Here is a 23,166-nt window from a genome sequence, read left to right on the forward strand (position 1 = left end):
GGTCTGCCGCAACGCGAGATCAACCTTCCCGAAAAATCCCGCTATACGCGCTCAACGCCGGCACTCCGCCAAGGTGCGCGTACAGCACCTTCGACCCCGGCTCGAATTCCCCGCGCCGCACCTTGTCGATCATCCCGTGCATCGATTTGCCTTCATAGACGGGATCGGTCAGCACGCCTTCCAGCCGCGCACACAGACGAATCGCCTCCAGCGTGCCGTCGTTCGGCAGTCCGTATTCGGGCCCGGCATAGCGCGTGTCGAGCACCACGTCCCGCTCGTCGATATCGCGCCCCAGCCCGACCAGCTCGGCCGTGTGCCGGGCGATGCGCGTGATCTGTTCGTGCGTGCGCTCGGGCGTCGCCGACGCGTCGATGCCGATCACGCGGTCCGCGCGTCCGTCGGCCGCGAAGCCGACCACCATCCCCGCCTGCGTGCTGCCCGTGACCGAGCAGACCACGACGTAATCGAACTTGAAGCCGAGTTGCGCTTCCTGCTCGCGTACTTCTTCCGCGAAGCCGACGAACCCGAGCCCGCCGAGCGGATGCTCGGAACACCCGGCAGGAATCGGATACGGCTTGCCGCCCGCCTGCCGCACGCTTTCCATCGCTTCTTCCCAGCTGCGGCGAATGCCGATGTCGAAGCCGTCGGCGACGAGCCGCACGTCGGCGCCCATCATCCGCGACAGCTGGATGTTCCCGACGCGGTCGTACACCGGATCCTCGTAGTTGACCCAGTGCTCCTGCACGAGCACGCACTTCATCCCGAGATGCGCGGCGACGGCCGCGACCTGGCGGGTCTGGTTCGACTGCACGCCGCCGATCGACACGAGCGTGTCGGCGCCTTGCGCGAGCGCGTCGGGGACGAGGTATTCGAGCTTGCGCGTCTTGTTGCCGCCGAAAGCGAGGCCGCTGTTGCAGTCCTCGCGCTTCGCATATAGCTCGACCTTGCCGCCGAGGTGCGCGCTCAGGCGCTTGAGCGGCTGGATCGGGGTCGGGCCGAACGTGAGCGGATAACGGGGGAAACGTTGCAGGTTCATCGGCAAGCTCCGAAAGGCGGTGGGCGGGAATTCGAGTCGGTCGGGTGCGGCCGGCACGCCGTGTCCCGATGGAAAAATGATAGGCAGGACCCCGCGAAATGAGCTTGCGAAATAAGTACTGGCGACCTACGTTATCGATGAAATGACGACAAGATAGTTAATTTCGATTCGCAAAAAGTACGGGAGACGCAATGAAATTAGATCGTGGAAGCGCAGTGCCGGCCGAAACGGCGCCGGTGCTCGACCGCATCGACCGCGCGATCCTGCGGCAGTTGCAGCAGGACGCGTCGATCTCGAACGTGAGCCTCGCCGCGAAGGTGAAGCTGAGCGCGCCGGCGTGCCTGCGGCGCGTCGAGCGGTTGAAGGAGATGGGGTTGATTCGCGGCATCGTGGCGCTGCTCGACCCGAAGCCGCTGGGCGCCGGGATGCTGGTGGTGATCGGCTTCGTGCTCGATCGTTCGACGCCGGAGGCGTTCGCCGAGTTCGAGAAGGCCGCGCAGAAGGTGTCGGGATGTGTCGAATGTCACGTGGTGACCGGCGAATTCGACTACTTCATGCTGGTGCGCACGCGCGACAACGAGAGCTTCAATCGCTTGCACGCGGAACAATTGCTGTACCTGCCCGGTGTGCGGCAGGTGCGCTCGTTCATGGTGTTGAAGGAGATTCTGTCGACGCATGCGCTGCCGGTGTAGCGCATCGCGATGTGGTCGGCCGCGCACGCTGCGTTGAACGGCATGCGTCAACCGAAGAGGAGCGCACCTGGCCGCGTCGCCGCGCATGACGCCCGCGTCGTCACGACGCCGCGCGGCACGATCGCGTATGCTCGTCCCGTCGGCGGCGACGGCGGCTGCCGTGGCCGAATATCGTGTGACGACCGATCAACGAGCGAGGGCATGATGGCTAGACAGACGATGGCGGAATACCTGGCGAAGACGCTGGCGGCAGCGGGCATCGAGCGCATCTGGGGCGTGACGGGCGACAGCCTGAACGGGCTGTCGTTCAGCCTGAGCCAGATCGGTTCGATCCGCTGGATGCATACGCGGCACGAGGAAAGTGCGGCGTTCGCGGCCGGCGCGGATGCCGCGTCGACCGGACGGCTTGCGGTCTGCGCGGGCAGCTGCGGCCCCGGCAACCTGCACCTGATCAACGGCCTCTACGATTGCCACCGCAATCACCAGCCGGTGCTCGCGATCGCCGCGCACATTCCATCGACCGAGATCGGCCTCGGCTATTTCCAGGAAACCCATCCGCAGGAACTGTTCCGCGAGTGCAGTCATTTCGCGGAACTCGTGACCAACGCATCGCAGTTCCCGCGCGTGCTCGCGCGCGCGATGCGCACCGCGATCGAGGAACGCGGCGTCGCGGTGATCGTGCTGCCGGGCGACATCGCGCTCGGCGACGGCCCGGACGAGCTGCCGGCGTGGAGCGACTCGGCGCCGCCGTCGATCCTGCCGGCCGACGCCGATCTCGACCGGCTCGCGGCGCTGCTCGATGCGTCGGACGCGGTCACGCTGCTGTGCGGCAGCGGCACGCAGGGCGCGCACGACGAGGTGGTCGCGCTGGCCGACACGCTCGGCGCGCCGGTCGTGCATGCGCTGCGCGGCAAGCAGTTCGTCGAATGGGACAACCCGTTCGACGTCGGGATGACGGGGTTGATCGGCTTCAGCTCGGGCTATCACGCGATGGAGTCGTGCGACACGCTGCTGATGCTCGGCACGGACTTCCCGTACCGGCCGTTTTATCCGACGCATGCGAAGATCGTGCAGATCGACTGGAAGGGCTCGCAGCTCGGCCATCGCGCGCCGCTCGCGCTCGGGCTCGTCGGCACCGTGAAGGAAACGGTCGCGGCGCTGCTGCCGCGCCTCACGCGCAAGACGCAGCGGCGCTTCCTCGAGAATGCGCTGAAGCACTATGCGGCCGCGCGCAAGGGGCTCGACGATCTCGCCGTGGCCGAGCCGCCGGGCCGCGCGATTCATCCGCAATACCTGACGAAGATCGTCGACGACGTCGCGGCCGACGACGCGATCTTCACGGCCGACGTCGGCACGCCGACGCTGTGGGCCGCGCGCTACCTGACGATGAACGGCAAGCGCCAACTGCACGGCTCGTTCAACCACGGCTCGATGGCGAACGCGATGCCGCAGGCGCTCGGCGCGCAGGGCGCGCATCCGGGCCGGCAGGTCGTGTCGCTGTCGGGCGACGGCGGGCTGTCGATGCTGCTCGGCGATCTCTTGACCGCGCGCCAGCTCAACCTGCCGATCAAGATCGTCGTCTACAACAACAGCCTGCTCGGCTTCGTGTCGATGGAGCTGAAGGCGGCCGGCTATCTCGACACGAACGTCGACCTGAGCCCGACCGACTTCGCGGCGATCGCGAAGGGCGCGGGGATCTTCAGCGTGCGTGTCGAGCATTCGGAGAACGTCGAGCATGCGCTGCGCACGGCGTTCGCGCACGACGGGCCGGCGGTGGTCGACGTCGTCACGTCGAAGTACGAACTGGCGATGCCGCCGAAGATCGAGGTCGCGCATGCGAAGGGCTTCAGCCTGTTCATGCTGCGCGCGATCCTGAGCGGGCGCGGCGACGAGATCGTCGAGCTCGCGCGGACCAACCTGCGGTGAGGCGGCCGGGCGGGGCGAACCATCAGTTGTCCGACGTGTTGCCCGCTGCATCCGTCCATTCACGCACCGCCTCTACGAACAACCGCAATGCCGCCGGCGGATGCCGGTTCGCCGGATAGTAGAGGCACAGGCTGTCGAACGTCTGCTCCCATTCGGGCAACACGCGCACGAGCCGGCCGTCGGCCAGATGGTCGGCGACGCGCGCGTGCGTGACCCACGCGATGCCGATGCCGGCGAGCGCCGCGTCGACCATCAGGCTCAGGTTGCCGAGCGTCATCGGCCCGTCGACGTCGACGCTCACGCGCTTGCCGTCGCGCGTCAGGTCCCATCGATAGAGCGCGCCGCTTTCGAAGCGGAACCGGATGCACCGGTGGCGCGTGAGGTCCTGCGGCGTATCCGGCGCCGGGTGTCGCGCCAGGTAGTCGGGCGACGCCACCGCGACCAAGCGGACCGCATCGCCGAACCGCACGGCGATCATGTCGCGCGGCACGTCCTCGCGCACGCGGATACCCGCGTCGAAGCCGTGTTCGACGATGTCGATCATCCGCGAATCGACGACGAACTCCACATGAATGTCCGGATAGCGCGCGACGAAGCCGGGCAGCACGTGCCGGATCAGCGGGCGGGACGCGGATTCCGACGCGCTGATCCGGATCTGGCCGGACGGCCGGTTGCGGGCGGTCGCGGCGTCGTTCATCGCGTCCTCGAGATCGGCGACGGCGGGCCGCACGCGCAGCAGCAACTGTTCGCCGGCCTCGGTCAGCGCGACCGAGCGGGTCGTGCGGTTGAACAGGCGCACGCCGAGCCGCGCCTCGAGATGGCGGATCGCGTGGCTCAGCGCCGACGGCGACACGCCGAGGATGCGGGCCGCGCCGCTGAAGCTGCGCTGTTCCGCGATCGTGATGAAGGTCGTGAGTTCGCCGAGGCCGGTGCGCAGCATTGATGAAATTTCCTCAATAACGCATGAAATGGTACGCCGATTGTTGAGGCGTATCCATCAACCTACACTCGCTTCCTCGGCATCCCGTCGATCGTCTTTACCTTTCAGCAGGAGAAATTCATGCAAAAGCGCATGCTTGGCAAGAGCGGCCTCGAAGTCTCGGCAATCGGGCTCGGCTGCATGGGATTGAGCTACGCCTACGGTCCGGCCACCGACAAGGCGAGCGGTATCGCGCTGATTCGCACGGCGTTCGAACGCGGCGTGACCTTCTTCGATACGGCCGAAGCGTACGGTCCGTTCGTCAACGAGGAACTGGTGGGCGAGGCGGTGGCGCCGTTTCGCGACCAGGTCGTGATCGCCACCAAGTTCGGTTTCGAGAACGGCGAGCCGATGAAGGGCGTCGACAGCCGGCCGTCGACCATTCGCGCGGTGACCGATGCAGCGCTCAAGCGGCTGAAGGTCGACCGCATCGATCTGCTTTATCAGCATCGCGTCGATCCGAACGTGCCGATCGAGGATGTCGCGGGCACCGTCAAGGACCTGATCGGCGAAGGCAAGGTCGCGCACTTCGGGCTGTCGGAAGCCGGTGAGCAGACGATTCGCCGCGCGCACGCGGTGCAGCCCGTCGCGGCGCTGCAAAGCGAATATTCGCTGTGGTGGCGCGAGCCGGAGGAACGCATCCTGCCGACGCTCGAGGAGCTCGGCATCGGCTTCGTGGCGTTCAGCCCGCTCGGCAAGGGTTTCCTGACGGGGGCGATCGACGCGAACACGACGTTCGATGCGACCGACTTCCGCAATCTCGTGCCGCGCTTCTCGGAAGAAAACCGCAGGGCCAACGCGGGCCTCGTCGACCTGCTCGGCCGGATCGCGGCCGACAAGGGCGTGACGCGCGCGCAGATCGCGCTCGCGTGGCTGCTGGCCCGCAAGCCGTGGATCGTGCCGATTCCGGGCACGACGAAGCTGCATCGGCTTGACGAAAACATCGGCGCGGCCGCGGTGGTGCTGACGACCGACGAATTGTCGGCGATCGAGACGGCGCTGCGGCAGATCACGATCGTCGGCGAGCGGTATCCCGCGCAGTTTCAGCAGCGCGTCGACCGCTGATCGGGCCGCCGTCGGTTGCACGGCCCGCATCGGCGACGCAATCAGGGACAATCTTCACGTCGCCTTAAGTTTGCATTTCCTAGAATCGATTGATCGCCGCGCGAGCGCGGCGAACCGATTCCTCAGGAGGATGCACGTGAAAGAACCCCGTGTCGTCGTAGCCCTGTTGCAGGCAGTCATTGGCACGTCGAAGCCGAACGCGCAACCGCGCAAGGTCGGCCGATGACCTGGCCGAACGCGTTGCGTGTCTCGGCACTGTTCGTGCGCGAGTGGGTCGGCCGCCCGGCCGCGGTGGGCGCGTTGTGCCCGAGTTCGCGGCATCTGGCGCGCGAGATGGCCGATGCGGTGCCGGACGGCGACGGACTCGTCGTCGAGCTCGGCGGCGGCACCGGCGCGATCACCGCCGCGTTGCTCGAACGCGGCGTCGCGCCACGGCGTCTCGTCGTGGTCGAGCGGTCGCCGGCGTTCGTGCAGCACCTGCGACGCCGCTTTCCCGGCATCGCCATCGTGTCGGGCGACGCGCGGCAGCTCGAGCGGCTGCTGCCGCCCGACGCGGCGGTCGATGCGATCGTGTCCTGCCTGCCGCTGCGCACGCTGCCGCGCGAGGACGTGACGGCGATCGTCGGGCAGTGCGAGCGCGTGCTGTCGGTCGACGGCGTGATGATCCAGTTCACCTACGATTTGCGCGTGCCCGAGCGTCACCCGCTGCGCGATCCGGCATTTGTTGCCGACGCCAGCCGGATCGTGTGGGCAAATATTCCGCCTGCGCGCATCGTCACGATGCGCCGGGCCGCCATCGGACAGGTGGCGTGATGCCCGCATCGTGGCGCGCTTCCTTTCATCGACCCTGCGGATGACGCGCTCGAGCGGCGTCGCGTAGCCGCGCGCGACGGCCGCGCTCAATCCAGCCGACAACACCAGATACGCGACGAGCAGCACGAGCTTGCGTGGGGCGCCAGGGGTTCAAGCGGGACTCCATCGGATCGGGAACGGGGCGAAATGCGTGCGATGCAGGCGGGCCAACCGGAAGCGGCCGAGCGTGCGTGCCATGAAAGCGCCGTCCGGCATCGAGGACGCCGGACGTCACGGTGGCACCAGTGTATCGGCGGATCGTCGGCGATTGTCCTGTCAGCGTTGACGGGGCGCACGCAGCGCAACCCGGCCGGTATGCGCCGCTGTTCGGGCATGCCGTTTTTTTCACTGCAAAGCCGTTTTTTTGCACGGTATTGATGCGGCGCCTTCTAAGCTCGGGATGTGTCCAACAGCCAGGACGCCCTCCGTCCGCGCCATGACCTTCATCCATCCCGTACCCGAATACGACATCGCCGGCCGCCAGCTGGGCGCCGGCGCGCGCACGACCGTCATCCCGTTTCCGCCGCCGCGCCCGCGCCTGCGGTTGCCCGTCACGCTGACGGCCGACACCGGCGCCCTCGCGCACGCCCGGCTCGCGGCGTTGCTGCATTCCCCGCTCGGCGTGTATGTGGTCAGCGCGCGTACCGTGCGCGACGTGATCCATGTGGAATTCGACATCGCGCCGGAGGATCTCGACTTCACGCTGCACATGCTGATCGCGCAGCAGGTCGATGCCGTGATCGGTCCCGTTGCCCGCCGTCTGCGCGTGGCGACGCAGGATCGTCCGGCCGGGGAACGCCGATTGCTCGTACCGTAGAGTTCGCCGCCGATTCGCCGGCCATCGTGCCGTGGGCGGTCGGTCGCGGCGAGCGTTTGTGCGCCGCGTCGCACGCGGCGCCGGCCCTTGACAGGGAGGAATCCATGCACCTCATGGAAGAAGTGCAGACCACGCGTCCGGCAAGCGGCCGCGTGCGCGTGGCGACGTTGCCGTCGGGCACGCAGCTGGCCTTGCAGTTGCGGGTGACCGTGCGCGCGGCGGACGTGCTGCTGCGTCAGGCGATCCGGCTGCCGGACCGCCATCAGTGGTCGGTCGACCTCGAACGTGTCGACGCGGCCGGCGGGCCGCTGGCCGCCTGGGATTCGCACGTGACGTTGCGCATCGCGAAGACGTTCGCGCCGTCGGCCGATGCGATTGCGCGCGCCGGCGATCCGGACCAGGTTGCGGTCGACATTCGGCTGTTTCTTCCGGAGCAGGCGTATCTGGGCGAGCAGCGCGTCGGCATCTTCGGCCGGCGGCACGGCAACCGGTTCGGTGCGACGCTGTCGGTGACGGCCGGGTCGCAGTGGGGCGGCCGGCGTACCGAATGCATTCCGCCGGCCGGCCGGCATGTGCATGGCGACACGCTGGAGGCGCTCGTCGACACGGTAGCGGGCATCGTCAACGCGGCGCTGCTCGCGGCCGGCCATCCACGGCCTGGCGGTTCGTGACGGCGCAGGCGGCGTGCGCCCGGCCGCGGTTCAGGCGTCGCCGGTCTGGCCGGTTTGCCGCTGCAGGTCTTCCATCAGTTGTTCCGCGAGAAAGTCGCACGGCGGGCGCTTCGATTTCGTGCTGCGCGCGAGGATCAGCTCGAGCGGCGGCAGATCGGGCAGCCCGTGCGAGCGGCCGAGCATCGACAATTGCGCGGGAATCGCGCAGCGCGCGAGCGGCGCGACCGCGAGCCCGGCCTCGACCATGCTGAGCAGCCCGAGCAGGCTCGGGCTTTCATAGGACGTGCGAAACGGCAGCTTCGCGCGTTCGAGGCTGCGGATCGCGTTCTCGCGCGCGACGCTGCCCGGCATGAACACCGCGATCGGCAGCGGCCGTTCTTCCCATACGCGCGGCCCGTTCGTCATCGCGGCCCACGCCATCGGCTCGTGGCGGATGAAGTCGCCGGACAGCCCCTTGATGCGCGTGCCGCACACGAGATCGACGGTGCCGTCCTTCAGGAGCGGCGCGAGCGCGCTGCTCGGCAGGCCGATCACCTGGATCTCGACCTTCGGATAGGTCGCCGAAAACTTCTTCAGCACCGACGGCAGCAGCGACGACGCATAGTCGTCCGGCACGCCGATCACGACCTTACCCGTCACTTCCGGCCGCACCACGGCCGCCCACGCCTCGTCGCGCAGCGCCAGCATTCGTCTGGCGAATCCCAGCAGCACCTCGCCTTCGCGCGTCAGCACGATGCTGCGCGGCTTGCGCACGAACAGCGGCCGGCCGATCGCGTCCTCGAGGCTCTTGATCTGCATGCTCACGGCCGATTGCGAGCGGTTCACCGCTTCGGCGGCGCGGGTCATGTTGCCGGTTTCCGCAACGGCGACGACGGTGGCCAGCACGTCGTGATCGAGCATCTTCATCGGTATCAGGAAAACTGAATGTAACGATCAGCATTATGCGTTTTTATTGTCGCTGTGTGTCTGCCATAGTGGCATCGAGCCTGCCGTGTCGTTCGATGCGGTGCGGCCATCACGCCGGCATGCCCGGCACGCAGCGTTGAACAGGGAAGAGTGGTGTACCGATGATGGATCATCCGTTGCGCGCCGCACTGGCCGCGGAATTGCATGCCCGGCCGTTCCTGCGGCTCGCCGAGGCTGTATCGCTCACGCACTACGCGATCTACGCGGACGGCCAGCCCGACATCCACGAAACGCTGCTGCACGCGCTGTGTCGCGACACCGGCATTGCCGTGCCGCAGGACGGCGCGACCCACCATGCGGTGCAGTCGCCGTGCGGCTGGCATCTGAAGTGGGAGCGACACACCGAATTCTCGACGTTCACGTTCGTCGCGCCGCGTCGCGACACCGGTTATTTCGACGATCTCGCGATCGAAGGGATTCCTGCCGCGTGGTTCGCGCGGCTCGCGGGCATCCGCTTCGTCGCGGTGCGCATGGAGTTGCTGTCGGGCGATGCCGCGCGGCTCGTGTGCGGTGACATGCGCCGCTGGATCGACGGGCCCGCGCTCGTCGGCAGCAACGTGCTGGGCGGCGGCAAGGTGTTTTGCGACTGGCACGTGCGTGACGACGGCTTCATGCGCTTTCTCGTCGTCGACGAGGATTTTCGCGAGGAGCAGGGCGGCCGACTGCTGCAGCGCCTGTATGAAATCGAGACGTACCGGATGATGGCGCTGCTCGCGCTGCCGGTCGCGCGACGGATGAGCCGCGAGCTGGACGAGATCCATGCGGCGCTGCATGCGCTGATGCAGCGGATGGACGCGAGCGGCGCCGACGGCGACGACGCGGCCCTGCTCGTGAAGCTCACGCATCTCGCGGTGCGGGTCGAGGCGCTGTCGGGGTCCGGCGGCCGCTTCAGCGCGTCGCGTGCCTACGAAAAGCTCGTGCTGGCGCGCATCCACGAATTGCGCGAGGAGCGCATCGAAGGGATGCCGACCATCGCCGAGTTCATGGAGCGGCGCTTCGCGCCGGCAATGGAAACCTGCCGCAGCGTGTGGGCGCGTCACGAGCAGATCGCCGCGCGGATCGCGCGCGCGGTCGACCTGTTGCGCACGCGCGTGAATCTCGCGCAGGAAAAGGACGTGACGCGCTTGCTGGCCGGCATGGAGCGCACCGCGCGCAATCAGCTTCATCTGCAGCACGCGGTCGAAGGATTGTCGGTGGCAGCCATTTCGTACTACGTGCTGTCGCTCGCGACAGCGGCGTTCAAGGCGCTGCACGTGATGAACCTGCCGGTCGATCCCGAACTGGCGGAAGGCCTGCTGATCGCGCCGGTCGTGTTCGCGGTGATTCACATCACGCGGCGCACGCGCGCGCAACTTGCACGGTCGGAGGGCGCGCATGACGGCGCACCCGTGCAGGCAGCGGCGTTGAAACAGGCAAATTAGAACATCGACGACATATCAAAAGGAGTGGAGATGACTTTTACGCAAACGCAACCCGGGTTCTTCAGTGGCCTCGACGCAATCGACGAGCCGGTATGGGACGAAGCCGGCGCGCCGGAGGAGGCGCATGTGACGTCGTATCAGGCCGTGCTGCAGGAGCCGATGACGTCGCTCGTCGGGAATACGATCGATCGGCCGGATGTCGCGGCGGTGGCGATTCTCGGGTACAACTGACGCGGGTTGAATGAGATCGGCACCCGGTCGCGTGTGCGCCGGGTGCCGTTCAGTCGCCGGAGAGATCGCCGATCGACGCACCGTGCGGGATCTGGCCCGACGTGACTTGCCGGATGTACTCGTCCTGCGCGTCCTTGATGTCCTTCGATAGGTTGCCCATGACCTTCTTCACGTAGTCCTTTGCTGTGTCGGTCTTGCGCGCCATCCAGCCTTTTTCCTCGATTTCGCGAAGCTGCATGAATACGCCGTCGCCAAGCGACACGTTGTTGAGTCGCGTGATCGTGTTGTGAACGAAGTTGTCGAAGAACGCGATGACTTCCGGGGACAGTTTCGGCGGATGCACCCAGGCTGTGGCCAGGGCACGCACCGTCTTGTCGGAGATGTTGTCGACCGTGCGGCGCTCGCCGAACGTGAACTGCGGAACCTTGGAGTTCGGGTCCTGGCTCTTGTAGTACCAGTCGCGGCCTTCGTAATTTGGCAGACCGCCGCCATTGGGGAAGATCGCGTTGTAGACGTCGGCGTCGACGGTGTTGATGAACAGGTTGTTGCCGGCGCTTTCGTGCGCCGTACGATCATGGACGTGACGTGCCCAGGACACGAACAGTTTTTGATGTTCGAGGAAATTGGCCTCGAGCGTGCCGGTCGATTTCGGCAGCATGGCTGCTTTCCTCGCTCGGCTAGTTGGTGGCGCCCATGCGCGGCATCGTCGGGTACTCGACCCATTGGGCCTCGATCTTGCGGTCAGGCAGGAAATGGAACTCGATATAGCCGTCGCGCTTGTTCGGCAACTTCGGGATGGCGATGTCCGTCTCGTAGATTTCCGGCGACAGGTTCTTCGCATCCTCTTCAGGAGTCAGGTCGTACGTGACCTTGAGGTGCCAGGTCTTCTTGTTGCGCGGCACCTCCATGCAACAGACCGTACCGCCGCCGCCGCCGAACTGGCGGGCGTGCACGCTGCCAGCACCGAATCCGTCGACGACGAAGTTATAGACGCCGCGATCGGTGTAGTTGAAGCCCACGACGCGATAGGGGCCGTAGCTCGCGGTCTGCGCATGTACCCACCACGCACCACCGAGCAGCAGCACGGCAATCGCGATCGGATTACGAACGAGGCGGCGAAGAAAATTCAGCATGTCGATGTTCCTGTCATTCAGTTCGTCGCAGACGACGCGTTGCTCGTTGTGTTCAAGTTGCGCAGACCGGTCGGGTACTCGACCCATTGGGCTTCGATCTTGCGGTCAGGCAGGAAACGAAACTCGATATAACCGTCGCGCTTGTTCGGCAACTTCGGGACGGTGACGTTCGTCTCGTAGATTTCCGGCGACAGGTTCTTCGCATTCTCTTCGGGAGTCAGGTCGTACGTGACCTTGAGGTGCCAGGTCTGCTTGTTGCGCAGCATCTGCATGCAACAGACCGTCCCGCCGCCGCCGCCGAATTGGCGGGCGTGCACGCTGCCTGCACCGAATCCGTCGACGACGAAATTGTAGACGCCGCGATCGGTGTAGTTGAAGCCCACGACGCGATAGGGCCCGCCACTCTCCGCGTGTGCCGGTGCGTAGCATAAGCTGCCTGCGATCGTAATCCCTGCGGCAATTGCACGACGCATTCCACTCAGCATCCCCGCCTCCCGCCGTTCAACCCGCATCTGGCCGCGCATCTTCCGCCGCCATCGCCGCCGGTTGCCGTTCCGCCGCGTAACCCGCCAGCGGATGCCCATCCAGCAGTTCCGCCCACACTTGAGCGTCGACATCGTCGAGCGTGGACGACAACGGCGGTGGATCGTCTCCGCGCGCCGCGATCTTCCCGGCGATCGCCGGATACGCATCGAACGCCGGATGCACGTTCATCCCGACCAGCACGAAATACGCGAGATCGTTCTCGTTCGCGAGCCCATGCTGCTCCCGCGCCCGTGCAACCAGGTCCTTCACATAGCGAATGCCCCAGCGGTCCGGTACTGCCGACACTGGCGGCAGGAACTCGTCGCGCAACTGGAAATAGAGCGTCTCCGCGAAGCCTTCCCGCGCGAGCGCGTCGTATTGCGCGTCCGTGAACACGATCGGCGTCGCGGCGGGCTTGGGTAGCGGTCCTTTTTCCTCGCCCGCCACGGCCTCCCACGGATCGAACCGAAAACGCAACTCGACGAACGCTGTCAGTAATTCGCCGCGTTGCGCGGGCGTAAGGACCGGCAAGAGATTCTGAAGAACCGACGGGTCGTAATAGCGCAGCAACGCCTGACGCGTATCGGGCAACGTGGCTTCGGCAAGCGGATGCAGATAAGCCGCGAGTTCGGACACCGAGTGACTCGTCTTGAGCCACACGACGAGATCCGATTCGCCGCCTGCATTCAGCAGGTCGAGCATCATCCCGCGCGATGCATCGTCGTCTTCCGTCAGATCGAGCAGGAGCGGTCCCATTTCGGGACGTGACGCTTCGAGCATCGTGTCCGGATACAGCGATTGCCACGCGATGCTTCGCGCACGGGCCGCGTCGAGCATCGTATCGTCCAGCGCGCCGTCGACGAGCGCGATCAGGCGCAACGGGCGCGCGTGCTCGACTTGCCGCGCGCAATGCCAGTCGCGTAGATCGTCGTGCCGCTGCGCTGCGCTGCGGTCGTGCGTGGCCATTGCGTCGGCAGCGGCAACGCGCGCGCCAGATCGCGAAACAGCTTCATGGAGGCAGTGTCGTTCATGTCCGGGGTGTCAGTGCGGACTTCATTTTCGCGGCGCTGCGGCGGCATTCCGAACATACGCCTTCGGGCAGGCATCCAGATGACGGCTTGTATATGGGGCCATATTCGACTGAAGGCGTTCTTCGTGAAGACGCTGCCGCCGAACGCGCTATAGTCGCCCGACGCCCGTCACGAACACTGCACGTTCGGCGGCTCATTCACGCACGTCTCCATTCCATGACCGCGCATCCCGCCGTTTCCCTTCAGCTCACCGACACCGAACAACCGGCTGCCCGCGATTTCATCAGCCGCAAGCTCGGCGAATTCAACCACGCGATGACGGGCCGCAGCGACACGGCAGCGCTCGATGTCTACGTGACCGATCCCGCGACCGGCGAGATCCTGGGCGGGCTCACCGGCCGAACGTCGCTCGGTCTCTTCTTCATCGACCTCTTTTACCTGCCGGAATCGCTGCGCGGCGGCGGCTTCGGCAGCAGACTGCTGCGCGAGGCCGAAGCGGAAGCGAAGCGGCGCGGATGCGCCCGCGCGGTGCTGTACACGATTACGTTCCAGGCGCCGGATTTCTACCGGAGCACGGGTACGAGGCATTCGGCGAAGTGCCGTGCGAGCCGGAAGGGACGGCGCGCGTGTTCATGGTCAAGGCGCTTTGAACGACGTTGCCCGACGTCACCGGCCCGGCGTCGCGCGCTCGACGATCATGTCGTACAGCGCCTGCGCCGCGGGCGACAACTGCGCGGCCCGGCGCTTGACCAGCACGAGCGTGCGCGACACCGACGGCTCGACGAGCTCGATCGTGCGAATCATCGGATACGCGTTCTTCTGGATCGCGAGCTTCGGCACCACGGCCGCGCCAAGGCCTTCGGCGACGAGGCCGAGCGCGGTCGAACTGCGCTGCACTTCGTAGAACGAATGCAGCGTTACGCCGCTCGTCTTCAGCGCACCTTCGAGCAGCCCGCGATTGCCGCTCACTTCGCCCGCGAAGATCAGCGGATGCGGCTGCAGCGCGGCCCAACGGATCCGCCGACGCTTCGCGAGCGGGTGATCGTCGCGGCAGACGAGCACGTACGGATCATGCATGAGCGGCACGCTGACGAGTTCGGGGTGCTGGTCGCCCGCGATGCTGATCCCGAATTCCGCTTCGCGGCGCAGCACGGCCTGCAATACCGACGCCGACGCGTGATCGAGGATCTTCACGCGATCGTGCGGCCGGTGCCCGGAAAACGCCCGCAGAATACGGGGGAGATACTGAACGCCGACCGTCGGCACGCACGCGATCGTCACGTCGCCGCGCTGGCTCAGGCCCGTTTCGCGGATTTCGGTCAGCGCGTCCGACAGCTCGTTCAGCAGCCGGCGCGCCTGCGGCAGGAAACGCCGGCCGATTTCGGTGAGGGTGGTGCGGCGTGTCGTGCGCTCGATCAGCGCGACGCCGAGAAACGATTCGAGCTTGCGCAGCCGTTGCGTGATCGCCGTTTGCGTGACGTGCAGCGTGTCGGCCGCCTGCCTGAAGCTGCCGCCGTCGGCGATCGCGACGAAAGCCTGGACACCGAGCGTATCGATTTTCATCAGAAACATGAATCAATGACGATATTAAATTCATTTTACTGAAGAACGGCGAGATCGCAGAATGCGCTGCATCGATGGCTGTCGATATCCCGACGCCGTCCACGCCGACCAGGAGGCATACCGTGACGACATCACTCGATCAATACGCCAACCAGTACGTGCGATTCGAAGACGAACGCACGCGGCCCGTGCGCGATCTGCTGGCCGCCGTGCCGGATACGCCGATCCATACCGCGATCGACATCGGCTGCGGGCCCGGCAATTCGACCGAAGCGCTGATCGCGCGCGCCCCCGACGCGACGGTTCGCGGGATCGACGCGTCGCCGGACATGATCGCGGCCGCGCGCAAGCGCCTGCCCGCGCTGCGTTTCGATCTCGCGGATGTCTCCACCTGGGACGATCCGGGCGGCTACGATCTGATTCTGTCGAATGCGGTGCTGCAATGGGTGCCCGCGCACGACACGCTGTTTCCGTCGCTCGTCGGCCGGCTCGCGCCGGGTGGCCATCTCGCCGTGCAGATGCCGGACAACCTCGACGAGCCTGCGCACCGCCTGATGCGCGAGGTCGCCGCGGCCGGACCGTGGGCGCACAAGCTGAAGGACGCGGCGCGCACCGAGCGGTTCGACGCGCGGTATTACTACACGTTGCTGTCGCCGTCGTGTTCGCGGGTGGATGTCTGGCGCACGACTTACTACCATCCGTTGCGCGGCGGGATCGATGCGGTCGTCGAATGGTTCAAGGGCAGCGCGCTGCGGCCGTTCCTCGCGGCGCTGGACGAAAGCGAACGCGACGCATTCGTCGCACGCTATCGCGACGCGCTCGCCGGTCCGGACGGCTATCCGCTGCTCGACGACGGCACCGTGCTGCTGCCGTTTCCGCGCCTGTTCATCGTCGCGACGCGGAAGTAACGCGAAAGCATGGTCGTCGGTCAGGACGCCGGCCGCATCGATTCCGGATCGACCGTCCGGCTCTTCGCGGACTGCCCGTCACGCAGGTCCTTGTACCAGAAGAGGGCGACTTCGCCGTCGTTCGCGCCGTCGGCGTACAGGAAGCGGTCGTGGCCGCCGATGACGAAGCCCGCACGCGCGTACGTGCAGCAGGCCGCGACGTTGTTCGCCTGCGTTTCCAGCCGCATGAAGCCGAACCCGCGGTTGCGCGCCCACGCTTCCGCGGCCGCCAGCAGGAACTGGCCGATCCCTTGGCGCCGGCAACCGCGGTCGACCGCGAGTTCCGCGATCTCGGCCATCCCGTTCCAGCTTTCGGTGATCGCGACGAATCCCGCGAGGCGCCCGCCCGCGCTCGCGCGAAACAGCGCGGTGCCGTTGGACGCCTCGCGCGCCCAGCCGGCCGGGTCGAAGCCGTAGTCCTTGCGCCGCACGGGCAGCGCGCGCAAATCGAGCAGATCCTGGTACGGCGCATTCAGCTCCCACGCGATCTCGAACGAAAAGTCGCATCCGTTCAGTTCGTCGGCGGGCAGATCGACCGCCTGTTCGATGCTGATGTGCTCGGCTCGGTCCATGTGTGTCGGTGTCCTGTCTTCAGCGGGATTGCCATGCCAAGTATTTCCCCCGGGGCGGGCGCCGCCTTGCGGCGAGCCGGATCGCGCCCGTTCCTGTTTCGAATTGCTGCGCTCGCACAATGCTTCTCCCCGCGGCGCGATTCAACGCCCGATTATGCGGGATATCGGCGGCGACGCTGCACCGACCTGGAACGGGAATGCAATCACGCCACGCATCGGCGCGGAACGCGATATGTTCAGCGGTGCATATCGAAATGGCGATCGACCTAACCGACCCATATTCGCCGGCACAGGAGCACCATGTTGAATTCAACGCAGCGGGACGCCGTCGGCGAAGCGTTTTCGCTCGACGCGATGCGGCGCGCAGGAATGCACGCAATCAATCGAAACCCGGAGCGCGCATCCGACGCGACCGTTCGGCGCGTTCCATGAAGATTTGCTGACGAGAGCCGAGCCGGGCGACGCGCGCCGTGAACGCGCGTCGCCGGCCGCTCGTCAGATGCTGATCGCGACCGGGCCTGCCAGCGGCGTGTAGCCGTCGTCGAAGAGGAACCACGCATCGTACTGGCCCGACGCCAGCGCGCTGTTCGCCGTCGTCGAGAACAGCAGCGAGCCCGTGCTCTTCGGCAGATACGCCCACGACTTGTAGCCGCCCTTGGTCGGTTGCGCGCCGCGCGGGTAGATGCCAACCCAGTTCTTCGGGCTGTGACGCCAAGGCGGCACGACGTAGTCGAACCGCAGCGTGCCGTACGACGAGCCCTGCGACGACAGCGCGGGCACGAACTTCCCGTTCGTATTGCCGATCGCCGAATCGGTCAGCAGCGCGCCCGCTTGCGCCTGCACGCAGCCGGCCACGCGGCGCAGGAAGTTCGGGTCGTTCGCGTCGCGGATGCTCGCGTCGTACCAGCCTGCGTCGCCGTACCACGTCACGGCCTGCGTCGCGCCGGCCGGCACGCTGACCGACTGCGGCGTGTTCATTCCGTACGCGTTGTCGACGAGCTGGAACGTCGTCGCGCTCGCTCCGGCGGTGTTGTCGAGCGTGATCTGCACGTTGCCGTTCTGCACGTCGTAACAGAGGCTGACTTCGGCCGACGAACCGGTATTGCCCGACGCGCCGACGTTGCCGCGGAACGTCTGCAGGAATCCGTTCGGCCCGTAGACCGAATAGTCGTAGCCGCCGGCCGAGTTCAGCGCGAGCGAATCGGACAGGGTCGTGCACGCGTTCGTGCCGGCGCCGATCGTGTATTGCCGCGGGATCGTGCTGGTGCCGTCGACCCACGCCTGCAGATGCACGCCCGCCGTGCCGGTATTGGTCATCGTCAGCGCGAGCGTCCTGCCGGAGCGGTTGACCTTGCCCTGCACGAAAAACTCGTACGGTAGCCGGCACGCCGCATTGCGGCCGGTCGTTTGTGTCGGCACCGCGGTGGTGGTCGCCGGCGGGATGATGACCGTCCAGCCGTTCGGGTCCATGTTGCTGGCCGGGCTCGGGATCGCGGGCACCGTCTGGTCGGGATTCGTGAAGTCGAATGCCGACGTGAGATCGCCGCACACGGTGCGCCGCCACGGCGTGATGTTGGTTTCCTGCAGCCCGAAGCGCGTTTCCAGAAAGCGGATCACCGACGTGTGATCGAACACCTGCGAGTTGACCTTGCCGCCTTTCGACCACGGCGAGATCACGAACATCGGCACACGCGGGCCGAGGCCGATCGGCACGTCGCCGCTGGCCGATCCGTCGGACGCCGCGCCGCTACTGCCGACGAATTCGGCCGCGGTCGAGACCGTCGACCGGCCGGTGCCCGCGGATGCGCTGGATGGCACGGCGGGCGGCACGTGGTCGAACAGGCCGTCGTTCTCGTCGTACATCACGAGCAGCACGGTGCTGGCCCAGACTTTCGGATTCGACGTCAGCACGTTGAGGACGTTGCTCACATACCATTCGCCGCCGCTCGCGGCCCACGACGGATGTTCGCAGTACGCGTAGGGCGCGGCGATCCACGATACCTGCGGCAGCGTGTCGTTCGCGACGTCGGCCTGCAACTGGCTGAACAGGCGTGTGTCGTATTCGGTGCCGCCGCCCGTCGGGTCGATTTGCGTGCCGTTGAGCGCCGGCGCGAGCGGATCGGTCGCGCCGAGGTTCTGGTACTGCCTGAAGTTGAGGATGACGTTGTCGCCGTAGTTGCCGTTCCACCAGAGATCCTTGCTGGAGCCGTTGTACTCGCCGTATCCGTGCGCGGCATCGAGCCCGTTGCCCTTGTCCTGGTAGAACTTCCACGTGACGCCGGCCGCATTCAGCCGTTCCGGCATCGTGGTCCAGCCGGTGCCGGTCATCGTGTTGGTCGTGTACGGCGTGTAGCCGGGCACGTTGCCGCAGCAACCGGTCCACAAATACAGTCGGTTCGGGTCGGTCGGCCCGAGCATCGAGCAGTGGTAGCCGTCGCACACGGTGAAGGCGCTCGCCAGCGCGTAATAGAACGGGATGTCGTTCTGCGTGAAGTAGTACATCGTGCCGCTGGTCTTCGCGCCGGCCCAGTTGTCGTAACGGCCGTTGTTCCATGCGCTGTGCGTGCCGTTCCAGCTGTGGTCGAGGTCGCCGTAATAGGTGTCGCCGTTCGCGCTGCCGGCCGGCGGCGACGGGTTGAACGGGAACACGTACGACAGCAGCCACGGCTGGCGCCAGACCGGATACCCGCTCGAGATCACGACCGGGCGCGGATCGCCGAAGCCGCGCGCGCTGCGCAGCGTGCCGAGGTAGTGGTCGAACGACCGGTTTTCCTGCATCAGGATCACGACGTGCTTCACGTCCTGGATCGTGCCGGTGACGGTCGCCGCCGGAATCGACTGCGCGCGCAGGATGCTTTCGGGCAGCATGCCGGTGACTGCCGTGGCGCCCGCGAGCTTCAGCGCATCGGCCAGGAACTGACGTCGTGTCGTGGATTTGTTTTGCATGTTCGCTCTCTGTTCATGAATGGCCGGACGGACTGGCCGGACGCCCCCTGCGCTTCAAACGCCGCGCGTTGCGATCGCGGTCACGCCGGACAAGGGCTGGTGCCCGTCAGTGGCAAGCCGTGGCGCAATGCAGGACCGGCGCGGCGGCCGGGCCCGATGCCGATGCGCGGTTCGCGGCGAGGTTGCCGGCCGCGCCGGAATCGCCATCGCCGCAACCGGCCAGCGTGCAAAGGAGCGCGATCATGAAAGCGCCGCGCCAGTGCGGAAAATGACATTCCTTAGCGGCGGGCGGAGCGGAGTGGTCGCGACTCGATTCGAGTCGGATTCCTGAGTGATTGACGTGCGTCGTTCCTGTTCCTGCTTTCATTGCCCCTCCAGAAAAGAAATGAACAGCGGAGAATATCGTCCGAATCAGAACAACTTCATGACAGGCCATCCGCGCGTGCCGGCGACGTGCGACAGCCCGGTGAATCTTCCGCCCGGCGTGCCGTCGTCGGTATCGCGCTCGATGCCGAGTAGATGCTCGATTCCAAACTCGGCGGCGATCGGCCGCGTCACGAACACGTTGGTCGCGGTGACGATGCAGCAGAGATATCGAGCCGCCGCGGCCATTGCCGGCCGTCATGGCGACGGGCCGGTGGTCGGCAGGATTCAGGCGCCCGTCATCGTGGCGTCGGGTCAGCGCCGCCGCCGATTGCTCATACGGAATTCACGCCGCGCGACTGCTGGAGAATACGCATAAGTGCCGGCTCGCGGTTCGACTATGCTGAATTGTCCGCGGCCCGAATTCCGCGCCGCGACGCGGCGAACCGGCGAAGGCGGGAGGGTGCGATGAGCGAACGAGACAACGTGCAACTCGTGCAGCAGGCATACGCGGCGTTCGGCAGGGCCGATATCGACGGCATTCTGCAGACGCTTTCCGACAATATCGACTGGTTCATCCCGGGGCCGGCCGACGTCGTTCCGTTCGTCGGCAGGCGACATCGGCCGCAGGCGGTCGCGGCGTTCTTCGCGGCGCTTGCGTCGACGCAGACCGCGGAACGGTTCGAGCCGCTCGAGTTCATCGCGAGCGGCAACCGGGTCGTCGTGCTCGGCACGCAACGCTGGCATGTTCATGCCACGGGTCGCACGTACGAAGACGACTGGGTGCATCTGCTCACGATCGAAAACGGGAAGATCGCGACGTTCGTCGAGTATCACGACACCGAGGCCGAAGCGGCGGCACATCGACCGTGACGACGCCGCGATCGTGCGCGGACATCGTCACCTTCGGAAGCGTGCATCGCATGCTTCGGCCGGCCGCCTTGGTCAATCAATCGCGCGCATCGCGTGGCGCAGTTCCTGGTAGCTGCGCAGGCCCGTCACGCCGAGTTCGCGGCCGATCCCGCTGAGCCCGAAGCCGCCCCAGCACACGTGCGGGTAGATGAGTTGCGGCGCGTTGATCCACACGAGCCCGGCGCGCACGCGCGCCTGGAACTGCTTCGCGATTTCCGCGTCGCGCGTCACGACGGTCGCGACGAGCCCGTAGCGCGTGTCGTTCGCGAGCGCGATCGCCTCGTCGTCGGTGCGAAACGACTTGACGCACGCGACTGGGCCGAACACTTCATCGGTCCACAGCAGGTTGTCGACGGCCGGTTCGGCGACCACGACCGGCGCCATGAAGAAGCCGTTGCCGCCCCCCTCGGCGACGCGCCCGCTGAACGCGACGCGCGCGCCGGCCGCGATGCCTTGCTCGAGCATCGCCTCGACGCGCGTGCGCTGCGCGGCCGAGATCAGCGGCCCCATCGCGACGTGTCCGGCGGAAGGCGGCGCGACGACGAGCGCGCGCACGGCCGTCTCGAACGCGGCCATGAAGCTGCGGTACACGCTGTCGTGCACGAGGATGCGCGCGGTGGCCGAGCACATCTGGCCCGCGTTCGTGAACGCACCGGCCACCGCCAGCGACACCGCGACATCGAGATCGGCGTCGTCGCGCACGATCAGCGACGACTTGCCGCCGAGTTCGAGCGTCACGCGCTTCATGTCCTCGGCCGCGGCCTGCATGACCTTGCGGCCGGCGGCCGTGCTGCCGGTAAACGAAATTTTGTCGACCAGCGGATGCGCGGTCAGCGCCGCGCCGACTTCCGCACCGCCGTTCACGACGTTGACGACGCCGTCCGGCACGCCGGCTTCGGCGATCAGGTCGAGCAGCGCGTGCTCGGTCGGCGACGTCAGTTCGGACGGCTTCATCACGACCGTGCAGCCGGCCGCCAGCGCCGGCGCGAGCTTCCACGCGGTCGTGACCATCGGGAAATTCCACGGCACGATCAGCGCGGCCACGCCGACCGCTTCGTGAAAGCGTTCGGCGGCGACGGCGTCGCTCGGCAGCGCGACCGGCTCGGCCGCGAACAGCGCCGGGTTCTCGCACAGCTGCGCGTAGTACGCGAACGTCGCGGCGACGTCGCCGACGTCGGCGTCCGCTTCGAACGGCGGCTTGCCGCTCACCTGCATCTGCAGCGCCGCAAGGCGTTCGCGGTCGGCTTCGACGCGCGCTGCGATCGTCGCGAGCAGGCGGCCGCGCTCGGCGGGCGGCGTGTCGCGCCAGCCGGCGAACGCGTCGCACGCGGCGCGGACTGCGGCGTCGACGTGCGCGGCCGTCGCGAATTCCTGCCAGCCGATCGTCTCGCCGGTCGACGCATTGAAGATCGGCGCGCCGGCTTCATCGGAATGCGTGTGCACGGTCTGGCCGGCGATGCGCGCGGCGGGCAGCACGATGGCCGTGGCGGAAGGGGAAAGCTGAGCGGTGGACATCAACGTTTTCCTGTCGATCGGGTTAGCGGTAGGCGACGCCCGGCATCACGCAGAGCATCTCGTACGCGAGGTTCGCGCCGACGAGCGCGGTGGTGCCGGTCGGATCGTACGGCGGCGACACTTCGACGAGATCCGCGCCGACGATGTTCAGCCCCTTCATCCCGCGAATGATCTCGAGACCCTGCTGCACCGTCAGCCCGCCGATTTCCGGCGTGCCGGTGCCGGGTGCGAACGACGGATCGAGACCGTCGATGTCGAAGCTCAGATAGACCGGCGCGTCGCCGATGCGTTCGCGCACCTGCGCCATCAGCGGCGCGAGCGACTTGTTCCAGCATTCCTCCGCCTGCACGACCGTGAAGCCCTGCTGGCGGCACCAGTCGAAATCGTCCGCGTGGTAGCCGGTGCCGCGCAGGCCGATCTGCGTGACCTTGTCGCAATGCAGCAGGCCGTCCTCCACCGCGCGGCGGAACGGCGTGCCGTGCGCGATCTTCTCGCCGAACATCGTGTCGTTCACGTCCGCGTGCGCGTCGACGTGCACCACGGCGACCTTGCCGTACTTCCTGTGCAGCGCGCGCAGGATCGGCCATGCGATCGTGTGATCGCCGCCGAGCGTGATCGGCCGGCAGCCGTTCGCGACGATCTCGTCATACGCTTGCTCGATGCGGCGCACCGAATCCTTCAGGTCGTACGGGTTGGTCGCGACGTCGCCGATGTCGGCGACCTGCAGAGAATCGAACGGGGCCGCGCGCGTGGCCATGTTGTACGGGCGCAGCAGCACGGATTCGGTGCGGATCTGGCGCGGGCCGAAGCGCGAACCCGAGCGGTTCGACGTGCCGAGATCGAGCGGCACGCCGACGAAGCACACGTCGAGGCCGTCGGTCGTGGCGGCCTGCGGCAGGCGCATCATCGTGGCGATGCCGCCAAAGCGCGGCATCTCGTTGCCGCCCATCGGTTGGTTCAGTTCGCGGTGCATGGGGCCGTCTCCTCTTTCTGATGAAAAACG

23 protein-coding genes and 2 pseudogenes are annotated in these 23,166 nt (G+C 66.7%); 11 read left to right on the plus strand and 14 right to left on the minus strand.

Annotated elements, in window-relative coordinates; all coding sequences use genetic code 11:
• Positions 1–19: 19 nt before the first annotated feature.
• A complete protein-coding gene (locus tag WS49_RS23320; RefSeq protein ID WP_059533699.1) occupies positions 20–1,036 on the minus strand; it encodes a 1-aminocyclopropane-1-carboxylate deaminase in 1,017 nt (338 codons plus the stop codon).
• Positions 1,037–1,227: 191 nt separating this feature from the next.
• On the opposite strand from WS49_RS23320, the gene WS49_RS23325 reads away from it, so the two are divergent.
• Together WS49_RS23325 and poxB are read left to right on the plus strand one after the other, a co-directional pair.
• Positions 1,228–1,728, plus strand: coding sequence for an Lrp/AsnC family transcriptional regulator (locus tag WS49_RS23325; RefSeq protein ID WP_059533702.1), 501 nt, complete (start codon positions 1,228–1,230; stop codon positions 1,726–1,728).
• A 204-nt stretch (positions 1,729–1,932) separates the two neighbouring features.
• Positions 1,933–3,654 (plus strand): ubiquinone-dependent pyruvate dehydrogenase, encoded by a 1,722-nt coding sequence (gene poxB / locus WS49_RS23330; RefSeq protein WP_059533803.1) that lies wholly within the window; start codon positions 1,933–1,935, stop codon positions 3,652–3,654.
• A gap of 22 nt (positions 3,655–3,676) precedes the next feature.
• Here the strand turns inward: poxB and WS49_RS23335 are convergent, their stop codons facing one another.
• Positions 3,677–4,594: a LysR family transcriptional regulator gene (locus WS49_RS23335; protein ID WP_059533704.1), complete on the minus strand. Its 918-nt coding sequence runs from the start codon at positions 4,592–4,594 to the stop codon at positions 3,677–3,679.
• A 120-nt stretch (positions 4,595–4,714) separates the two neighbouring features.
• Here WS49_RS23335 and WS49_RS23340 point away from each other — a divergent pair, with 120 nt between their 5' ends.
• The 4 genes from WS49_RS23340 (at position 4,715) to WS49_RS23355 (ending at position 8,038) form a co-directional block, all read left to right on the plus strand.
• The gene (locus tag WS49_RS23340) at positions 4,715–5,698 is read left to right on the plus strand and encodes an aldo/keto reductase (protein ID WP_059533706.1); all 984 of its coding nucleotides are present in this window, start codon (positions 4,715–4,717) and stop codon (positions 5,696–5,698) included.
• A gap of 222 nt (positions 5,699–5,920) precedes the next feature.
• The gene (locus WS49_RS23345) at positions 5,921–6,511 is read left to right on the plus strand and encodes a class I SAM-dependent methyltransferase (protein WP_059533708.1); all 591 of its coding nucleotides are present in this window, start codon (positions 5,921–5,923) and stop codon (positions 6,509–6,511) included.
• 475 nt (positions 6,512–6,986) lie between these two features.
• Positions 6,987–7,367, plus strand: a complete 381-nt coding sequence (locus tag WS49_RS23350) for a hypothetical protein (protein WP_059533710.1) — start codon at positions 6,987–6,989, stop codon at positions 7,365–7,367.
• A gap of 104 nt (positions 7,368–7,471) precedes the next feature.
• Positions 7,472–8,038, plus strand: coding sequence for a hypothetical protein (locus WS49_RS23355; RefSeq protein WP_059533712.1), 567 nt, complete (start codon positions 7,472–7,474; stop codon positions 8,036–8,038).
• Positions 8,039–8,068: 30 nt separating this feature from the next.
• On the opposite strand, the gene WS49_RS23360 is transcribed toward WS49_RS23355, so the two are convergent.
• Positions 8,069–8,944, minus strand: coding sequence for a LysR family transcriptional regulator (locus WS49_RS23360; RefSeq protein WP_044848057.1), 876 nt, complete (start codon positions 8,942–8,944; stop codon positions 8,069–8,071).
• A 161-nt stretch (positions 8,945–9,105) separates the two neighbouring features.
• Between WS49_RS23360 and WS49_RS23365 the strand changes: the two genes are divergently transcribed.
• Both WS49_RS23365 and WS49_RS23370 read left to right on the plus strand, forming a co-directional pair.
• Complete coding sequence (locus tag WS49_RS23365) at positions 9,106–10,425, plus strand: DUF3422 family protein (protein WP_059533714.1); 1,320 nt, start codon at positions 9,106–9,108, stop codon at positions 10,423–10,425.
• A gap of 30 nt (positions 10,426–10,455) precedes the next feature.
• Entirely contained in the window at positions 10,456–10,656 is a 201-nt protein-coding gene (locus WS49_RS23370; RefSeq protein ID WP_059533716.1) for a hypothetical protein, read from the plus strand.
• Positions 10,657–10,705: 49 nt separating this feature from the next.
• Here WS49_RS23370 and WS49_RS23375 read toward each other — a convergent pair whose 3' ends face one another.
• The 4 genes from WS49_RS23375 to WS49_RS23390 are packed head-to-tail and all read right to left on the minus strand — an operon-like array spanning position 10,706 to position 13,280.
• Positions 10,706–11,314 (minus strand): hypothetical protein, encoded by a 609-nt coding sequence (locus tag WS49_RS23375; protein ID WP_059533717.1) that lies wholly within the window; start codon positions 11,312–11,314, stop codon positions 10,706–10,708.
• Positions 11,315–11,333: 19 nt separating this feature from the next.
• The gene (locus WS49_RS23380) at positions 11,334–11,789 is read right to left on the minus strand and encodes a DUF3304 domain-containing protein (protein ID WP_059533718.1); all 456 of its coding nucleotides are present in this window, start codon (positions 11,787–11,789) and stop codon (positions 11,334–11,336) included.
• Positions 11,790–11,806: 17 nt separating this feature from the next.
• Complete coding sequence (locus WS49_RS23385) at positions 11,807–12,313, minus strand: DUF3304 domain-containing protein (protein WP_257127773.1); 507 nt, start codon at positions 12,311–12,313, stop codon at positions 11,807–11,809.
• Positions 12,291–13,280 (minus strand): DUF4123 domain-containing protein, encoded by a 990-nt coding sequence (locus WS49_RS23390; protein WP_257127774.1) that lies wholly within the window; start codon positions 13,278–13,280, stop codon positions 12,291–12,293. Before WS49_RS23390 ends, WS49_RS23385 begins: the two co-directional genes overlap by 23 nt.
• Positions 13,281–13,561: 281 nt before the next feature.
• On the opposite strand from WS49_RS23390, the pseudogene WS49_RS34050 reads away from it, so the two are divergent.
• Positions 13,562–13,995: pseudogene (locus WS49_RS34050) on the plus strand (GNAT family N-acetyltransferase).
• A 16-nt stretch (positions 13,996–14,011) separates the two neighbouring features.
• Here WS49_RS34050 and WS49_RS23405 read toward each other — a convergent pair.
• A complete protein-coding gene (locus tag WS49_RS23405) occupies positions 14,012–14,908 on the minus strand; it encodes a LysR family transcriptional regulator (RefSeq protein ID WP_059533805.1) in 897 nt (298 codons plus the stop codon).
• Positions 14,909–15,030: 122 nt separating this feature from the next.
• Here WS49_RS23405 and tam point away from each other — a divergent pair, with 122 nt between their 5' ends.
• Positions 15,031–15,816, plus strand: coding sequence for a trans-aconitate 2-methyltransferase (tam, locus tag WS49_RS23410; RefSeq protein ID WP_059533727.1), 786 nt, complete (start codon positions 15,031–15,033; stop codon positions 15,814–15,816).
• Between the two features lie 20 nt (positions 15,817–15,836).
• On the opposite strand, the gene WS49_RS23415 is transcribed toward tam, so the two are convergent.
• The 4 genes and pseudogenes from WS49_RS23415 to WS49_RS23430 all read right to left on the minus strand — a co-directional run.
• Positions 15,837–16,427, minus strand: a complete 591-nt coding sequence (locus WS49_RS23415; RefSeq protein ID WP_059533729.1) for a GNAT family N-acetyltransferase — start codon at positions 16,425–16,427, stop codon at positions 15,837–15,839.
• Between the two features lie 495 nt (positions 16,428–16,922).
• Positions 16,923–19,373: a phosphocholine-specific phospholipase C gene (locus WS49_RS23420; RefSeq protein WP_059533731.1), complete on the minus strand. Its 2,451-nt coding sequence runs from the start codon at positions 19,371–19,373 to the stop codon at positions 16,923–16,925.
• Between the two features lie 106 nt (positions 19,374–19,479).
• Positions 19,480–19,617: a hypothetical protein gene (locus WS49_RS36170; protein ID WP_223960215.1), complete on the minus strand. Its 138-nt coding sequence runs from the start codon at positions 19,615–19,617 to the stop codon at positions 19,480–19,482.
• Positions 19,618–19,814: 197 nt separating this feature from the next.
• Positions 19,815–19,964, minus strand: a pseudogene (locus tag WS49_RS23430) (HAD-IB family hydrolase); the annotation flags it as partial.
• 240 nt (positions 19,965–20,204) lie between these two features.
• On the opposite strand from WS49_RS23430, the gene WS49_RS23435 reads away from it, so the two are divergent.
• Positions 20,205–20,609: a nuclear transport factor 2 family protein gene (locus WS49_RS23435; RefSeq protein WP_059533737.1), complete on the plus strand. Its 405-nt coding sequence runs from the start codon at positions 20,205–20,207 to the stop codon at positions 20,607–20,609.
• Positions 20,610–20,681: 72 nt separating this feature from the next.
• On the opposite strand, the gene WS49_RS23440 is transcribed toward WS49_RS23435, so the two are convergent.
• Entirely contained in the window at positions 20,682–22,163 is a 1,482-nt protein-coding gene (locus tag WS49_RS23440) for an aldehyde dehydrogenase family protein (protein ID WP_059533739.1), read from the minus strand.
• Between the two features lie 22 nt (positions 22,164–22,185).
• A complete protein-coding gene (speB, locus tag WS49_RS23445) occupies positions 22,186–23,136 on the minus strand; it encodes an agmatinase (protein ID WP_059533740.1) in 951 nt (316 codons plus the stop codon).
• Positions 23,137–23,166: the final 30 nt, after the last annotated feature.

Origin of the sequence: Burkholderia sp. RF7-non_BP4, from assembly GCF_001521935.1 — a bacterium.
Taxonomy (GTDB): domain Bacteria; phylum Pseudomonadota; class Gammaproteobacteria; order Burkholderiales; family Burkholderiaceae; genus Burkholderia; species Burkholderia diffusa.

Excerpts from the sequence above, each read along its gene's own strand:
- WS49_RS23320 (WP_059533699.1), bottom strand. The coding sequence starts at position 1,036 with ATGAACCTGCAACGTTTCCCCCGTTATCCGCTCACGTTCGGCCCGACC.
- WS49_RS23325 (WP_059533702.1), top strand. The coding sequence starts at position 1,228 with ATGAAATTAGATCGTGGAAGCGCAGTGCCGGCCGAAACGGCGCCGGTG.
- poxB (WP_059533803.1), top strand. The coding sequence starts at position 1,933 with ATGGCTAGACAGACGATGGCGGAATACCTGGCGAAGACGCTGGCGGCA.
- WS49_RS23335 (WP_059533704.1), bottom strand. The coding sequence starts at position 4,594 with ATGCTGCGCACCGGCCTCGGCGAACTCACGACCTTCATCACGATCGCG.
- WS49_RS23340 (WP_059533706.1), top strand. The coding sequence starts at position 4,715 with ATGCAAAAGCGCATGCTTGGCAAGAGCGGCCTCGAAGTCTCGGCAATC.
- WS49_RS23345 (WP_059533708.1), top strand. The coding sequence starts at position 5,921 with ATGACCTGGCCGAACGCGTTGCGTGTCTCGGCACTGTTCGTGCGCGAG.
- WS49_RS23350 (WP_059533710.1), top strand. The coding sequence starts at position 6,987 with ATGACCTTCATCCATCCCGTACCCGAATACGACATCGCCGGCCGCCAG.
- WS49_RS23355 (WP_059533712.1), top strand. The coding sequence starts at position 7,472 with ATGCACCTCATGGAAGAAGTGCAGACCACGCGTCCGGCAAGCGGCCGC.
- WS49_RS23360 (WP_044848057.1), bottom strand. The coding sequence starts at position 8,944 with ATGAAGATGCTCGATCACGACGTGCTGGCCACCGTCGTCGCCGTTGCG.
- WS49_RS23365 (WP_059533714.1), top strand. The coding sequence starts at position 9,106 with ATGATGGATCATCCGTTGCGCGCCGCACTGGCCGCGGAATTGCATGCC.
- WS49_RS23370 (WP_059533716.1), top strand. The coding sequence starts at position 10,456 with ATGACTTTTACGCAAACGCAACCCGGGTTCTTCAGTGGCCTCGACGCA.
- WS49_RS23375 (WP_059533717.1), bottom strand. The coding sequence starts at position 11,314 with ATGCTGCCGAAATCGACCGGCACGCTCGAGGCCAATTTCCTCGAACAT.
- WS49_RS23380 (WP_059533718.1), bottom strand. The coding sequence starts at position 11,789 with ATGCTGAATTTTCTTCGCCGCCTCGTTCGTAATCCGATCGCGATTGCC.
- WS49_RS23385 (WP_257127773.1), bottom strand. The coding sequence starts at position 12,313 with ATGCGCGGCCAGATGCGGGTTGAACGGCGGGAGGCGGGGATGCTGAGT.
- WS49_RS23390 (WP_257127774.1), bottom strand. The coding sequence starts at position 13,280 with ATGGCCACGCACGACCGCAGCGCAGCGCAGCGGCACGACGATCTACGC.
- WS49_RS23405 (WP_059533805.1), bottom strand. The coding sequence starts at position 14,908 with ATGAAAATCGATACGCTCGGTGTCCAGGCTTTCGTCGCGATCGCCGAC.
- WS49_RS23415 (WP_059533729.1), bottom strand. The coding sequence starts at position 16,427 with ATGGACCGAGCCGAGCACATCAGCATCGAACAGGCGGTCGATCTGCCC.
- WS49_RS23420 (WP_059533731.1), bottom strand. The coding sequence starts at position 19,373 with ATGCAAAACAAATCCACGACACGACGTCAGTTCCTGGCCGATGCGCTG.
- WS49_RS36170 (WP_223960215.1), bottom strand. The coding sequence starts at position 19,617 with ATGATCGCGCTCCTTTGCACGCTGGCCGGTTGCGGCGATGGCGATTCC.
- WS49_RS23435 (WP_059533737.1), top strand. The coding sequence starts at position 20,205 with ATGAGCGAACGAGACAACGTGCAACTCGTGCAGCAGGCATACGCGGCG.
- WS49_RS23440 (WP_059533739.1), bottom strand. The coding sequence starts at position 22,163 with ATGTCCACCGCTCAGCTTTCCCCTTCCGCCACGGCCATCGTGCTGCCC.
- speB (WP_059533740.1), bottom strand. The coding sequence starts at position 23,136 with ATGCACCGCGAACTGAACCAACCGATGGGCGGCAACGAGATGCCGCGC.